The following is a 14,531-nucleotide window of genomic DNA, read 5'->3' on the forward strand; positions in this document are numbered from 1 at the left end:
ATACTGCTTAGCACCTACTAGGTTTGCACACCTTTTGCAAACTTGGTAGAAAGCACTGCATATAGCGGGCGACTATATACACGCGAAGTCGCGGTGGCGATCAGTGAAACCGCCATCAGGCTGATGACCATCTCGTGCCCGTCTATCATTTCCATCACGATAATAAATGAGGTAATGGGTGCCTGTGTAACCCCAGCCAGAAAGCCAGCCATACATAAAGCGGTCATCGCAATCACCATTCCATCATAATGAAAGATACTCGCGAGGTCGTAGCCTATGCCTGCCCCGATCGAAAGCGCTGGCGCAAAGATCCCTCCGGGAATGCCACTTAAATACGTGAAAATAGTGGCTAGATACTTGACCACTGGATAGTACCAAGTTTCATCGATTGAGCCATGCAGCATCGCTTTAGTCAGCGAATATCCTGAGCCATTCGCCGCTCCGTGACTCACAATGCCAAGCCCTGCCACCAACAAAGCGCAAAACCCTGTCCAGTAATAGGGATGATTCGTGCGAAAGGTCGTGACTTTACCGGGCAGATTATCTGAAAACTCGATCAGAACCTTACTGAAAATACCGCCGGTTACCCCACAAACCAGCCCGCAGATCAGTACCGGCAGCAAAATATCCTTATTGATGATGCCCACATTCAGATGACCAAAGTAAGTGTAATTACCTTGAATAGAAATAGAAACCAGCCCGGCCAGCACAATCGCTGTAATCATGACGCCATTGGTTTTTTGTTCGAATTTACGGCTTAACTCTTCAATGGCAAAAATAATCCCTGCCAATGGCGTATTAAAAGCGGCTGAAATGCCCGCTGCACCGCCAGCAAGTATCAGGTGTTTAGGGTCTATGGTGAAACTTGCCGGCAAGAATCTTCGAAAGCTGTGCATGATACTTGCACCAACCTGCACAGATGGCCCCTCTCTCCCTGCCGAAAACCCCGCGGCAAGCCCCAATGTGACAAGGAAGAATTTAGCAATGGCTATCTTTATGGATATCAAATGACTGATAGGCTGGTGTTCATCATGATTTAAAGCCGCCATCGTTTGCGGGATGCCACTACCGGAAGCTCCTTTAAACCAGGTCGTGGTAACCCATATAATGAAAATGCCTGCCACAGGCATCATCAAAATAGATACCCACCAAATCTCGGATTGAATCCCCTCAAAAAATGAGATCGCTTTCTCGGTAGCCTTTGCAAAAAGAACGATCACAAGACCTGTGGCAGCAGCGGCCGACCAGATAATGAATCTGCCCAGCCAGGCATGAACATCACTTAGTTGAATCGATGACACTATTTTTTTTAATTGGCTGAACATTATTGTTTTTCTTCGTTAAGGCAAACTACTTAGCCACTATGGTTTTACCAATCGGGGCCAGTGCAAGCACTGCAAGCTTCAGGTGCTGAATACCAAAAGGGATACCGATAATTGTAATGAAGCAGGCAAGCGCAGAAGCAACATGACCAATCGCCAGCCATGCACCAGCAAAGATAAACCAAATGACGTTTCCTACAAATCCAAGTGTACCTGTGCCAATGTCATCCTTGTGATTTAACTCTCTCCGACTCACCGCTTCTCGACCAAATGGCAAGAAAGTAAATTGGCCAATAACGAAGCAGGCCTTACCCCAAGGAATACCGATGATTGTTAAGAAGGCCAACATGCCAAAAAACCACCAGGCCAGGCCCATGAAAAAACCACCAAAAATAAACCAGAGAAAATTACCGATACTACGCATTTTTGTTCCCCTTTTGCATGCGGAAGAGATGATTGACTAAACATAACGTAAAAAAGACTCAACTAACAGCATTCGAGTCTTTTCTATCAATATTTTTCTAAATGCATCAATAAATAGATGTTTCAGAGTTTAGTTATCCAGTTTTCTTGGGGCACCAATTGTTCAATTCAAATAAAACGCCAACATCGCCAATGTTCCAAACCACTTCCTCCAAACCCCAGTGGATGATATGTGTCGTGCTCCCAAACACATTCGGTGTAGAAATGTCATCCCCTTTTTCAGTATGCAAGTGAATAATATCGCCTTCCTTGACCTCTTTAGGATAGAACTAATACACCTGGCATAGCTTGTTTGAGAATGAAGTGTCATAGTCCGCATCTGCAACCATATAATTTTGGAGTTGGCATGCTGCTTTGGCTTTAAGCTCAACAAATTCATCCCTTAGATTTCCGTGGTTGTGAATAGCTACGATCTCTAAATTCATATTACTTCTCCATAAGTTTTTATCAAGCAACTCTAAGGAAGTTAATTCTTGTGTAGATGAACCACCTTTGAGTTTTTCACTGTCGTCGCGAATTATCCAAAACTGCTATTAGCGATGGATAAACAAGTGAACTTCTTTTTTTGGTACGATAAATTGATTATCGCAGTGGTATTTAACGCTGCATGTAATATTCAATACATCAGCATTTATCTCATTTAATTGTAGGATGAGGCTTACCGGCTATAAGTTGAATTTAGAAGTAACCTGATATCATCGAGAAAGGATTAGTGATGCAATACTCTGGGGAACATTACTTGTTGTTAACTGGATAATAAGTTTTGGATATACATTCAACCCACAGTGAGAAGATTCAAATTGGATTACACAGTTTTAAAACGTTTGCTGCTAGTCATTGCCAAACAGGGGTAGGGAGGATTGCTGAGGTTTCTCAATGTCAGTCCCTACAACTATCTTTACCGAATCTCCAATACGTAACAGACCACCTCGTATAATCCGTGCCGTTATCCCGCCATGGCCGCGCATGGCGTTGTAACCACCTTTTCCAAGCACTTGTTCCATTTTTGAGCATGGCTCACAAGGGCCACTTACCTCCAGTACCACATCACCTATCAATAAATGCAACGGCTGATCTTTGAATAGCGATTTTGTCGCCAACAGATTGATGCCGGAAACAACCAGATTGCGCCTGAGCAAAGCCGGATCAATCTGTGAATGACCAGTGAGCGCTGCTATGACGGGTAAATGCTCTGCCTGCAGTAATGTCACTTGTCGCTTACTACCATTCAGAGCCGATGACTGGCGCAAACTTATGCGATCTCCCTGTAATCCAAGGTTAGCAATTGCTTGTACTTGATCTTGTTGCAAACAAGGCTGACCACGGCCAGGACGCAGGTAAATGGCATCCAGTCGTCCGTGATGGCTAAAATGTTGAGTCAACTGACGCAGGTTGAAGGTTTGCATGACAGATGATGATGTTCAAATAAATCAGAAGTATTTTAATACATCGATGTTTTTAGATTTGGCTTAAAGCTATCGGTAAGAGCCGGTAAGGTTAATTTCTACCAAACCTATTACCATCTAAGTAGCAGAGTTTGGAAAGATTCACGAATCTTTTGTAGCTTTGTAGAGGTGCAGAGTGAGGAGGTTTTGTACCACTATTGAAAACTGGTGCGCCCGGCGAGATTCGAACTCACGACCCTTGGCTTCGGAAACCAATACTCTATCCAGCTGAGCTACGGGCGCAATCCTGCCATTATAGCAAATAAGTCTCCTTGTCTCGGCGCGCTAGCCGCCTTTTTCTAAGGCTGTGCTGGCATAAGTAGCCTGAAATAATCTTGTCATAGTGCCTGACTATGCTTGTCCGTTGAAACGTTAAAGTTATTTAAGGACAGTGCATTATGAAAGCGATGATTTTGGCAGCGGGAAAGGGTACGCGTGTTCGCCCACTTACTTATGAATTGCCCAAGCCTATGATTCCGGTTTTGGGCAAGCCAGTGATGGCTTACCTGATTGAGCATCTCGCTCTGCATGGGGTGGCGGATATTATGATCAACGTCAGTTACCTGCACAAAAAAATCCAGGATTATTTTGAGGACGGCCATAGGTTCGGCGTGAATATCGGCTACTCGTTTGAGGGCGATATTATTGATGGGCAGGTGGTGCCTCATGCGGTTGGGTCTGCGGGAGGTATGCGCAAAATCCAGGATTTCAGTTGTTTTTTTGATGAAACGACGATTGTGTTGTGCGGCGATGCGGTGATTGACCTGGATATCACGCGGGCAGTAAGGGAGCATAAAGAGAAGGGTGCGATGGCGAGCCTGGTGACCATGCAGGTGCCTATGGATAAGGTTTCCGGTTATGGCGTGGTAGTGACCAATCAAGAAGGGCGCATTATTTCTTTCCAGGAAAAACCCAGCCAGTTGGAGGCGCGTTCTAACTGGGCGAGCACCGGTATCTATATTTTTGAGCCGGAAGTGCTGGACCTGATTCCTTCCGGCAGTGAGTTTGATATTGGTTCGGATTTGTTCCCGTTGCTGGTCCAGCGCGGGCTGCCTTTTTATGCAATCCAGCATCCCTTTAACTGGATAGATATTGGCGTAGTGGCGGATTACTGGCTGGTGATGCAACAGATGATGCAGGGCTTTTTTCCTTCGATGCCGATTCCCGGCAAGCAAATCAAACCGGGTGTGTGGGTCGGGTTGAATGTGCATATCGATTGGGAACATACGCATATTGAAGGGCCGGTATATATCGGTTCCGGTTCGAGGGTGGACAAGAACGCACGCATTATCGGCCCGACCTGGATCAGCAACGGATGCCATATCCAGCGCGACAGTACGGTGATCCGTTCTATCCTGTTTGATTACACGCGTATCGCCCAGGATTACAAAGTGGAAGAGCGTATCGTCTGCGGTGAGTATTGTGTGGACCGCAATGGACGCATGGTGCATTTTGACGATGAGAATTGTGACATTATCTGGACCGATGCCCGCGAAAAAGTGGTGTATCCGCAGAATTATGCTTATGCCCGGCTGTGATGTGAGAGTGTGTGCTCACAAATCTATTGTTTTTAGGCTGATGAAAAATTGTTGTTAGCGGTTTTATATAGTCCGTTGACTTCTGTTTGACATGTGAGTTTAAAGGATTTGTCATATTCGCTACGTATCCTCTAAGGTCTTTGAGAGAGGACACCAAAATGAAAAAAATCACTGTAATGCTGGCATTAGCGTTAAGCACCATGAGTGCTGCGCAGGCCGCGACAACTTATCAAATCAGCAAGGAATGGTCTTTTGCCCATAGTGGTAGCGGCTATCTGGCGGAAATTCCAGCCTATGATGCTATTACCAACACCATCTGGGTAGCAGGTGTGAAAGGTGTGGATGTATTGAACGCCAGCACAGGTAGCCTGGTGCAGCGTATTGATACCAGCGCTTTCGGCAGTATCAACAGCGTCAGTATCAAAAATGGCCTGGCCGCATTTGCGATTGAAAATAATACCCGGACCAACGCCGGTATCGTTCAACTGTATGACACTTCAAGCAGAAGCCTGGCCGCTGGCACCAACAGCTTTACTGTTGGCGCGTTGCCAGACATGCTGACATTTACGCATGACGGTTCAAAAATTCTGGTGGCTAACGAAGGTACACCAGATACTTATGGCAAACGTATCGGTACAGATGTGCCACGTAACTATGGCGCCGCAGCGAATGATCCTGTTGGCAGTGTCACCGTGATTGATGTGGCTTCACGGACTGTGGCTGCGACTGCGACATTGAATGGCGTGCCCACTTCAGGTTCGCATATCCGCACCAATACCGGCATGAATTTTGAGCCGGAATATATTGCGGTGAGCCAAGATGGCAGCAAGGCTTATGTAACATTACAGGAAGCCAATGCGATTGGTATTCTGGACCTGCACACCAACACCTTTACCAATGTGGTTGGCCTGGGCGCTAAAGATTTCAGCCAGCCGGGCAATACGCTGGACCCTTCGAACAATGGTACTGTCAGCTTTGTGAATGCCAACGTCAAAGGCCTTTACATGCCAGATGGCATTGATACCTACTCTGCTGGTGGCAAAACCTACCTGGTGATGGCGAATGAAGGTGATTTCCGTGAAGATGACGGTGACCGTTCAGCAGCCAGTTCATTAGGTGCGACCGGCGAGCTGGCGAATATCCGTGTATCCAATACTGATTCTTCACCCGGCGATTTGTATGCGGCAGGTGCTCGTTCATTCAGCATCCGTGATGCCAATGGTGCCCTGGTGTATGACAGTGGCGATATCCTTGATAAAGAAGCCGCAGCCCGTGGCATTTACGATGATGGCCGCAGCCGCGACAAAGGCGTAGAGCCAGAAGGTGTTGAGCTGTTTACATTAGATGGCCGCACCATTGCTGCGGTTGGCCTGGAAAGAACCACCACTGGTGCGATTGCTTTGTTTGATATTACTGACCCAACCAAAGTCAGCTTTATCGACATGATAGTGTCTACGGGTGATCTGGCACCGGAAGGATTGACCGCGTTTACATTTGGCGGTAAATCTTACCTGGCATTTGCGAACGAGGGTTCTAACACCACTTCGCTTTACAGCATCAGCGCAGTGCCAGAGCCAACGTCAGCCGCAATGCTGGGCCTGGGCCTGTTAGCAGTGAGCGCGATGCGTCGCCGTCAGAAATAAGCTAAATCACAATAACATTTGCAGTAAGACTCATGCAGCCGGGCACTGATTGCCTGGCTGTTTTGTTTTCAAGGCCTTTAAAGGTGTGCGGGCGGCCTCAAGCCATGTTACATTTCATGACACTGGGTTCTGCGTTATAATCGCGCAGGTCATTTAAAAATCAATGGGGCGCAGATATGTCGGGGTACAAGGAAGGTTCAAGCATCAAAGAGTTAATCATTGTGATACCAGGCACAATTATTGGATTCACTCTGTTAGTGTCATTATTGGCTTATCTTTTTGGCGTGATTGGCAGTGAAAAACCTGCTCCCGCTAAGGAAGTTACAGAAGCGGCAGAACAAAAAATAGCCGCAAACATTCAGCCGGTTGCTACTGTGGAAGTGGCTGCAGACGCTGGTGAGCATGTAGAAAAAAGCGGTGAAGAGATTGTTAAAGTCACTTGCTCTGCCTGTCATGCTGCAGGGGCGTTAGGTGCACCAAAAATCGGTAATGCCGGTGATTGGGGCCCACGTATTTCACAAGGTTACGAAACACTGGTTAAACATGCGATTGAAGGTATCCGTAGCATGCCACCACGTGGAGGCGGCGCTGACCTGACTGATCATGAGGTAGCCGATGCCGTGGCTTACATGGCGAATCAGGCCGGAGCAAAATTTGATGCTGCAAGTTTAAAGAAATAAATACTACGAGTTTCAAAAGCCGCTTTCACAAGCGGCTTTTTTGTTTTCAAGCACCTCTTTGTTTATAGTGCAGGTTAGAGGCGAACTTTTTAAGTATATACAGGCGTAGGTGACAGGCATGGCAAGATTTGCAATTGGTGATATTCAGGGCTGTTATTACTCACTGATGGATTTATTGGCCGAAATCAACTTTCAGCCCGCGCAGGACCAGTTGTGGCTGGTAGGGGATATTATCAATCGTGGCAATGGCTCGCTGGAGGTTTTACGTTGGGCTTACAAGCATAAAGACCAGATCAAACTGGTATTGGGTAATCACGAACTGCATGCGATTGCAGTAGCGCATGGCGTGCGTCCGCCACACCGGTTTGATACCCTGGCCGACATTTTTGCTGCCGACGATGGTGGCGAATTATTACATTGGTTACGCCAGCAACCATTGATGGTGCTGGAAGACGACTATGCGATGGTGCATGCCGGTCTGTATCCGCAATGGACTTTAAGCAAAGCCAAACGATTGGCCGAAGAAGTGGAAGCCGTTTTATGTAGTGCTGATTACGGGACATTCCTGTTTGCAATGTATGGCAATACGCCAGCGAAATGGAACGATGCGCTGGTGGGCATGGACAGGTTGAGGGCGATTGTAAATGCGTTTACCCGTATGCGTTTGTGCGATGCAGAAGGCGAGATGGAGTTCACCTTTAAAGGCGAAGTGGCTGATATGCCTGCCGATTATTATCCTTGGTTCCAGATTCCTGAACGGCGCTCGGCCGGCATGCAAACGATTCTGTTCGGGCATTGGTCAGCGCTCGGGTTGCATCAAGGCGATGGCGTCGTAGCACTCGATACAGGATGTTTATGGGGGCGCCAGCTGACGGCATACAATATGGATGACAAAAGTATCCGGCAAGTGGGGCTGGATGCACGAGACCGGCCAGCGGCAGGTGGCAGTGATTAACGGATTTTTCAGTGTGAACGTACCGTCAGTATGATGGACTTATGGCTGGTGGTTGCGGCATCGTTCTTGGCCGGTGTGATGGATGCCATGGTTGGCGGGGGAGGGTTGGTGACCGTGCCTGCGCTGTTATCAACTTATCCCTCATTGCCACCTTCTTTATTGCTAGGCACCAATAAATGTTCAAGTGTGTTTGGCACTGCAGTGGCCGCTACACGTTATGCCAGGCGCGTAAAACTGGACTGGGCGTGGCTAATACCTGCTGCGCTGGTGGCATTTGCCGGTTCATGGTTAGGTGCGTGGACATTAACTAAAACCGATCCGGAATTCTTGCGTAAGCTACTACCGCTGATCTTACTTTTTGTGTTGTTGTATACCTTAAAGCACCGTCAGTTCGGGATGTTGCATAGCCCCATGCGTACAGACCGCAATCGCCTGTTATTAGCCATGGGCATAGGCGGGATAATAGGCTGGTATGACGGATTCTTTGGCCCTGGTACTGGGAGTTTCTTTATCTTTTTGCTGATCCGCTGGCTGGGTGTGGATTTCCTACATGCCTCTGCCTCCTCAAAAGTATTGAATGCTTCAACTAACTTGGCCGCACTGATATTGTTAGCGGCCACCGGTCACGTCTGGTGGCAAGCAGGTCTGGCGATGGCAGCAGCCAATATTGCCGGGAGTGTGCTGGGTACCTCGCTCGCCCTCAAGCATGGTGCATTGCTGGTGCGAAGGGTGTTTATTGTGATAGTGACGCTATTAGTGTTAAAGGCTGGCTGGCAAGCTTATGTGGCCTAGCTAATTATATTTGTAAGCTAGGCTACAGCTTGCTGGTATTGCGCAGGTGACTTGTAAAGCACACTTGTGATTTCGGCATGGGCCAGTTCCGCCAGTGCCTGACGGCTCAACTCCCTGGCGATAATCGGTTGGCAAAAATGTAGATGCACGGTTGGCGCACGCATATGAATAAACGCCAGCATCGATTCAATCATGGTGGTTTCACCGGCATAGGCCGCCGCGTGGTTAATGCTGCCATCAGGTTGTGCATAACAAATGGCCACCGGAATCACGATAGTGTTGGCATCAATAGCCGCTTGTATCAGGCTGCTTTTGAAAGGTAAAACCTGGTCACCTTCTGTGGTGGTCCCTTCCGGGAAAACACATAAATTATCCCTCAGCTTTAAGGCATTGCTGGCTAACTGCACAACGCGCGCAGCATCCCTTTGACGTGTACGGTTAATAAAAATAGTGCCGGATTTTCTCACCAGATAACCAAATACCGGCCAGTTTCTCACCTCCAGTTTGGCAACAAAACGCACCGGCAACAAGCTGTTGATGGAATGAATGTCTACCCAGGAAATATGGTTGGCGACAAATAGTACGCCATGTGTGTCTTTACCTGGCACTGTGCCACTGGTGGTCAGGGTGATGTTAAAGCAACGTAATAAACGGCGGCACCACCATTGAATGATTGCCATGCGCACGCTGCGATTGGCTACTGGCAACACCAGTGTCGCCAAGGTTAAGCCTATCAGTACATGCAAGCTGATAAGGGCGATGCGCCACCCGCGGATTAGAAAAGGCGCTTCGCGTCGCTGTAAGTTGGTTATATGATTCTTAGGCAAATTATTTCAGGAAATGCGCTGCATATCTGGGATTGATGCGGGAGAGAGGTAACAATACCAGCATATCTGCAGTATTAAAAGCTGGATCCCAGGCTGGTTCGCCACAAATGTAGGCGCCCAGGCGCAGATAACCCCTGATCAACGGCGGGCAGGTGACCGGCAATGATTGATCCAGTGCTTCAATCGGTAATGGGTTGTGCGGAAACACGCGGTATTCAGCCGGTGAAAGATACTCTTCACGCAAATTGCTGAACAATGAAGCGGCCATATGACCACCATCATGCATGGAAATGCTGGCGCAACCGATCATGTATTCATATTGGCGCGCCATCATGTATTTGGCCAGTCCCGCCCATAACATGGTAATCGTGCCACCGGTGCGGTAATCTGCGTGTACGCATGCGCGCCCCACTTCGACGGTACGGTCACTCAATGGCGACAGTCTGCTTAAATCAAATTCACCGGCTGAATAATAGCCGCCAGCCAGCATGGCCTGCATCGGGTTGAGGATGCGGTAAGTGCCTACCACTTGTTGTGTGGCATCGTCACGTACCAGTAAATGGTCACAAAAGGCATCGAAGCCGTCTACATCCAATCCGTTCTGGCTTTTGATATGCGCGCCCATTTCTTCGGAAAATACCTGGAAGCGCAGACGCTGAGCTTCGGTGATTTCTTCTGCACTGGTGGCTAGTGCAACGCTCAGTGAGGTCGCCGGTTTGCGCGCGCTATGGATGCTGCTTTGAATATCAGACTGATGTATGCCAGGTTGCAAATCTTGTTCAAACATCCCGCTTCTCCTTGGTGATTTAGCGAGATGATAGGATTGGCATGTGAACGATTGGTGACGAAGTCGTGACAGTTGTGTGACGAAAATAGCTTTGTACGGCAATAAAAAAGAGCGACCAGGTCGCTCTTTTATTTGCTAAATTACTTGTGATTAAGGACTTAATGGCTTACACGTGAGGTTGAGCCATTTTCAACGATACGTACACGGTCACCCGGCGCGAATTGTTCATCCGCTTCCTGCACGATAGAAACCAGGTTACCGCCATCCAGCTTAACAGTGATTTCGTAGGCATTTTTACGGGTAACACCTTCTTCAATCGCTGAACCAGCCAAACCACCAGCGACTGCACCAATTACCGCTGCAATAATGCTGCCTCTGCCACCACCAATACTGCTGCCCGCGATACCACCCACAGCACCACCGGCGACGGTACCTACCGGAGATTTGGTACCTTCCAGTTTTACGCTACGTACGCTTTCTACCACACCGGTTTTCACTGTCTGTGTTTTACGTGCTTCGTCTCGCGAATACACACTACCGGAATTAGAACTGGCACATGCGCCTAAAAATCCTACCATTACCGCTACAGCAACCCACTTTAATGCACGCACTTTCATGTGTTTTCTCCTGTACTATTTTCTCTTTGTTAGCTCAATATTGGCCTAGCTTGATGCGGGACGGCTTAATGACGGGTCTTCCTTAATTGCATCCTGTACCAGCGCATGGCTATAAATACTTTCAATCTCTTCGCGACTGGCTTTGTGATTCTGACCACCACGATGTGCAATTTTAATCGCGCCCAGCGTTGCTGCCAGGCGACCACACGTTTTCCAGTCCCAGCCACGTGCAATCCCGTACAACAAACCAGCGCGGTAAGCATCACCACAGCCAGTCGGATCTATCACTGCTTCAGCTTTAACGCACGGTATTTCATGACGTTGACCATCAGCATAAATATGTGATCCTTCACCACCCAGCGTTACAATCAGTGCTTTCACTTTGCCTGCAAGTTGCTCAAGTGTAAGCCCTGTTTTATCTTGGATGACCTGAGACTCATAATCGTTCACTGCCAGGTAGTCTGCCAGCTCAATAAAATAGAGTAATTCTTCGCCATTAAACATTGGCAGGCCCTGACCGGGATCAAACATCATAGGAATACCAGCTTCATGGCACTCTTTGGCATGCTGGAACATAGCATCACGCCCGTCCGGCGCGATAATCGCCAGTACCGCATCTTTTACATCCTTGGCGCTGTTGGCGTGGGCGTTTTGCATGGCACCAGGGTGGAATGCCGTGATCTGGTTATCATCGATATCGGTAGTGATAAATGCCTGCGCGGTAAAAGCGCCATTGATGGTTTTGATATGTGTGCGATCAATTTTATGTTGATCAAGCCAGCTTTGGTAAGGCGCAAAGTCATCACCTACGGTCGCCATAATCTGCGGCTGGCCTTCCAGTAACTGCAGATTATAGGCAATATTGCCCGCTGTGCCGCCAAACTCGCGGCGCATTTCCGGTACCAGGAAAGCCACGCTGAGCTTGTGAATTTTGTCCGCCAGGATATGGTTTTTAAACTGGTCGGGGAACACCATGATGGTGTCATAGGCCAAAGAGCCGCAAATTAAAATCTTCATTTAGTGTGGTCAAAAAGGGGTTGTGATAATAGCGGCTATTATTGCCGCCAGCCTTTAAGCTGGCAAGTCTTACTTAAACTTTGACAAGACTGAGTGCCCGATGAGGCTGATTATTTCAGGATTGCTTGATGGCTATATCAATCAAGGTTTTGGCTGCTTTTTTAGCGGACTTGATGGCGCCGGAACCGCGCTTGATTTGCTCTGCTTGTACCGCACCTTCAAACAGGATGGAAAGCTGCAGGGCTAAACCTTCGGCATCTTTAATATTTGCTTCTTGTGCAAGCTTGCTGATGAACAGACGGAACTCGCGTGATTGCTGTGATGAAAGCTGGTGAATACGGTTTTCTTCACTGGGGAATTCAGCAGAAGCTTTAATAAAAGCCACACCAACAAAGGAAGGCGAAGTTACCCACTCTTCAATAAAATCAAACAGTTGCTGAATTTTCTCGTCAGGCTTGTCGCTCAAACCACCCAGTTTATCGTTCATCCAGGTTTGAAAATCCTGGTGGCTTTGCTGCAACACTGCCAGGATGAGTTCTTCTTTGGTTTCGAAGTATTTATAGAGCGTCATCTTGGTGGTGCCCGCGACCGCTACAATAGTATCTACTCCGGTAGAGTTGATGCCACGGGTCTGGAATAAGTCCGTTGATACTTGCAGGATTTTTTGTTTGAGTACGCTCATATGCCTGATTATAGCACCCTATACTAAACAGTATAGTCACAGTCATTTAGCAATGAAAATATGGCTGGCGTTAGCTTTTAGAGTTAGCCATCAGTTTTGGGGTGTAATTGCATTGCACCTGGTCCAGCAACTGGTTGACCAGCACCTGCTCATCACGGTTGGTGGTGACATGGCCGTTAATGACATTTTCGATATACACGCTTTTTAGTTTTTCCGGCAGTTGCAGTGCTTCAAGCAGGCGGCATTCGCCATGTTTCATGGTTTCCAGGCGGCCATAAATGGCAGCAGTTTCTGACGGACTGGCTTCAAGCGAAAATGGGTTAGGCGCTGGCTCAGGTTGCTCAGCAGCATGTGCAATACTGATTTCGATACTCTTCGTTGATGGCCAGAAGTGGCCTGCAAGGATGCCGGTACATAATGCTGTGGCGACGATGCCGTAATTACGAACTGCCAGCCAGTTAATTTCACGGGTGGTTTGCTCTTTAATCAATGCCTGTGCTGCTTGCCGGGCATGCTGCAAGGCAGTGGAATCCGGATGTAGAAGTTTTTCCTGACAGGCGCTGATCGCCATAAAATATAACTGGTTTGCCAACATCTCCGGCAGGCGTGCGCCGGCTTTTTGAGATTGTGTCGTGAGGAATTTCTGTAAGCGGTCAGCTGTTGAAGCGGATGGGGCGGGTTGATTTTTCGCAGTCAACGGGCTGGAAAGTAAATCATCAAGCACAGAAAACAATGCCAGCAATTTTTGCACTGGCTGCTGGCCGGATTTATCCAGCATGCGAATCAACCACTCTGATTGCAGTAGTGAGTCCAGCATGGATTAAAAAGGTTTGACTACCACTAAAACGACAATGGCAAATAACAGGATTACTGGAATTTCGTTAAACCAGCGAAACCAGACATGGCTCCGCTGGTTGCTGTGTGCCGCAAATTGTTTAAGCAGTTTGCCGCAATAATGATGGTAGCCAAGCAGAAAAAATACCAGTAGGAGTTTGGCATGCAGCCAGCCGCCCTTAAAGCTGTAGCCTAGCCATAGCCATATGCCAAAAGCCAATGCAAGGATAGAAAGTGGCTGCATAAAACGGTAAAGCTTTTGAGCCATTAACAACAGGCGCGCATAGGCTTGCGTATTTGTTTCCATCGCCATATTCACATAAATACGCGGCAGGTAAAAAAGCCCGGCAAACCAGCTGGTGATGAAAATAAGGTGTAGCGCTTTAATCCATAACATGAGTTAGCGTGCCTGCTGTTCTATAAGTGCGTGCAATTTGGGAAAGTCCAGTTCGCCTATTACTTTTTGCAGGCGGCGGCCTTGTGGGTCGTATACGAACGCAGTCGGCGTGAGGTTAACGTTGCCAAAGGCTTTTACCATTTCGCCAAAACCATCGTGCATTACAGCAAAGGGTAACGCTTTTTCCTGACTGTAATTAAGTACTTGGGCTGGAGGATCATAAGGCATGGCCACCGCAATGACTTCAAAATTTTTATCTTTATATCTCTTGTAAGTTTCAATCAGCGTCGGCATCTCTTTGATACAGCCTGGGCAGTCGGTGGCCCAGAAATTGACCAGCACGGTTTTGCCGCGCAGCGATGCCATGCTGATTTTTTTGCCGTCCAGGGTAGTAAAGGTCACTTCTGGCGCTTGCGGTTTTTGCATCACTGCTATCGCCAGGCCGATGAATAACGCCAGCGCCACTAAAGGCATGATCCATTTTTTATAGGAAGAGAAGTATTTCGACATAA

The 14,531-nt window shown here is 47.9% G+C and carries 16 protein-coding genes and 1 tRNA gene; 5 read left to right on the top strand and 12 right to left on the bottom strand.

Annotation, left to right across the window (positions count from 1 at the left end):
* Nucleotides 1-17: 17 nt before the first annotated feature.
* From ASG24_RS08725 to ASG24_RS08740, 4 genes are all read right to left on the bottom strand, one after another.
* Nucleotides 18-1,325, bottom strand: a complete 1,308-nt coding sequence (locus ASG24_RS08725; RefSeq protein ID WP_055870297.1) for a chloride channel protein — start codon at nt 1,323-1,325, stop codon at nt 18-20.
* A gap of 25 nt (nt 1,326-1,350) precedes the next feature.
* Nucleotides 1,351-1,746, bottom strand: a complete 396-nt coding sequence (locus tag ASG24_RS08730) for a YccF domain-containing protein (RefSeq protein ID WP_055870301.1) — start codon at nt 1,744-1,746, stop codon at nt 1,351-1,353.
* 889 nt (nt 1,747-2,635) lie between these two features.
* Nucleotides 2,636-3,211 (bottom strand): MOSC domain-containing protein, encoded by a 576-nt coding sequence (locus tag ASG24_RS08735; protein ID WP_055870304.1) that lies wholly within the window; start codon nt 3,209-3,211, stop codon nt 2,636-2,638.
* A 205-nt stretch (nt 3,212-3,416) separates the two neighbouring features.
* Nucleotides 3,417-3,493 (bottom strand) — tRNA-Arg (locus ASG24_RS08740).
* Nucleotides 3,494-3,648: 155 nt separating this feature from the next.
* Between ASG24_RS08740 and ASG24_RS08745 the strand changes: the two genes are divergently transcribed.
* From ASG24_RS08745 to ASG24_RS08765, 5 genes are all read left to right on the top strand, one after another.
* Complete coding sequence (locus ASG24_RS08745; protein ID WP_055870307.1) at nt 3,649-4,788, top strand: sugar phosphate nucleotidyltransferase; 1,140 nt, start codon at nt 3,649-3,651, stop codon at nt 4,786-4,788.
* Between the two features lie 158 nt (nt 4,789-4,946).
* Complete coding sequence (locus ASG24_RS08750) at nt 4,947-6,431, top strand: choice-of-anchor I family protein (RefSeq protein WP_055870309.1); 1,485 nt, start codon at nt 4,947-4,949, stop codon at nt 6,429-6,431.
* 176 nt (nt 6,432-6,607) lie between these two features.
* Complete coding sequence (locus ASG24_RS08755; protein WP_055827616.1) at nt 6,608-7,111, top strand: cytochrome c5 family protein; 504 nt, start codon at nt 6,608-6,610, stop codon at nt 7,109-7,111.
* Between the two features lie 118 nt (nt 7,112-7,229).
* Nucleotides 7,230-8,066, top strand: a complete 837-nt coding sequence (locus ASG24_RS08760; RefSeq protein WP_082488044.1) for a symmetrical bis(5'-nucleosyl)-tetraphosphatase — start codon at nt 7,230-7,232, stop codon at nt 8,064-8,066.
* A 30-nt stretch (nt 8,067-8,096) separates the two neighbouring features.
* Nucleotides 8,097-8,858 carry a TSUP family transporter gene (locus tag ASG24_RS08765; protein ID WP_235562365.1) on the top strand — a complete coding sequence of 254 codons (762 nt, stop codon included), beginning with the start codon at nt 8,097-8,099 and terminating at the stop codon, nt 8,856-8,858.
* A gap of 17 nt (nt 8,859-8,875) precedes the next feature.
* Here ASG24_RS08765 and ASG24_RS08770 read toward each other — a convergent pair whose 3' ends face one another.
* From ASG24_RS08770 to ASG24_RS08805, 8 genes are all read right to left on the bottom strand, one after another.
* Complete coding sequence (locus ASG24_RS08770; protein WP_235562366.1) at nt 8,876-9,580, bottom strand: 1-acyl-sn-glycerol-3-phosphate acyltransferase; 705 nt, start codon at nt 9,578-9,580, stop codon at nt 8,876-8,878.
* Nucleotides 9,581-9,686: 106 nt separating this feature from the next.
* Nucleotides 9,687-10,472: a GNAT family N-acetyltransferase gene (locus ASG24_RS08775; protein ID WP_055870312.1), complete on the bottom strand. Its 786-nt coding sequence runs from the start codon at nt 10,470-10,472 to the stop codon at nt 9,687-9,689.
* Between the two features lie 158 nt (nt 10,473-10,630).
* Nucleotides 10,631-11,089 (bottom strand): glycine zipper 2TM domain-containing protein, encoded by a 459-nt coding sequence (locus ASG24_RS08780; protein WP_055827609.1) that lies wholly within the window; start codon nt 11,087-11,089, stop codon nt 10,631-10,633.
* Between the two features lie 45 nt (nt 11,090-11,134).
* Nucleotides 11,135-12,106: a carbohydrate kinase family protein gene (locus tag ASG24_RS08785; RefSeq protein ID WP_055870314.1), complete on the bottom strand. Its 972-nt coding sequence runs from the start codon at nt 12,104-12,106 to the stop codon at nt 11,135-11,137.
* Between the two features lie 115 nt (nt 12,107-12,221).
* Nucleotides 12,222-12,788 (bottom strand): TetR/AcrR family transcriptional regulator, encoded by a 567-nt coding sequence (locus ASG24_RS08790; protein WP_055827604.1) that lies wholly within the window; start codon nt 12,786-12,788, stop codon nt 12,222-12,224.
* Nucleotides 12,789-12,858: 70 nt separating this feature from the next.
* The gene (locus ASG24_RS08795) at nt 12,859-13,605 is read right to left on the bottom strand and encodes a hypothetical protein (RefSeq protein WP_055870318.1); all 747 of its coding nucleotides are present in this window, start codon (nt 13,603-13,605) and stop codon (nt 12,859-12,861) included.
* Between the two features lie 3 nt (nt 13,606-13,608).
* A complete protein-coding gene (locus ASG24_RS08800; RefSeq protein WP_055870320.1) occupies nt 13,609-14,019 on the bottom strand; it encodes a CopD family protein in 411 nt (136 codons plus the stop codon).
* A 3-nt stretch (nt 14,020-14,022) separates the two neighbouring features.
* A complete protein-coding gene (locus ASG24_RS08805; RefSeq protein ID WP_055827595.1) occupies nt 14,023-14,529 on the bottom strand; it encodes a TlpA disulfide reductase family protein in 507 nt (168 codons plus the stop codon).
* Between the last annotated feature and the right edge of the window lie 2 nt (nt 14,530-14,531).

Origin of the sequence: Methylophilus sp. Leaf414 (assembly GCF_001425425.1) — a bacterium.
GTDB lineage: Bacteria > Pseudomonadota > Gammaproteobacteria > Burkholderiales > Methylophilaceae > Methylophilus.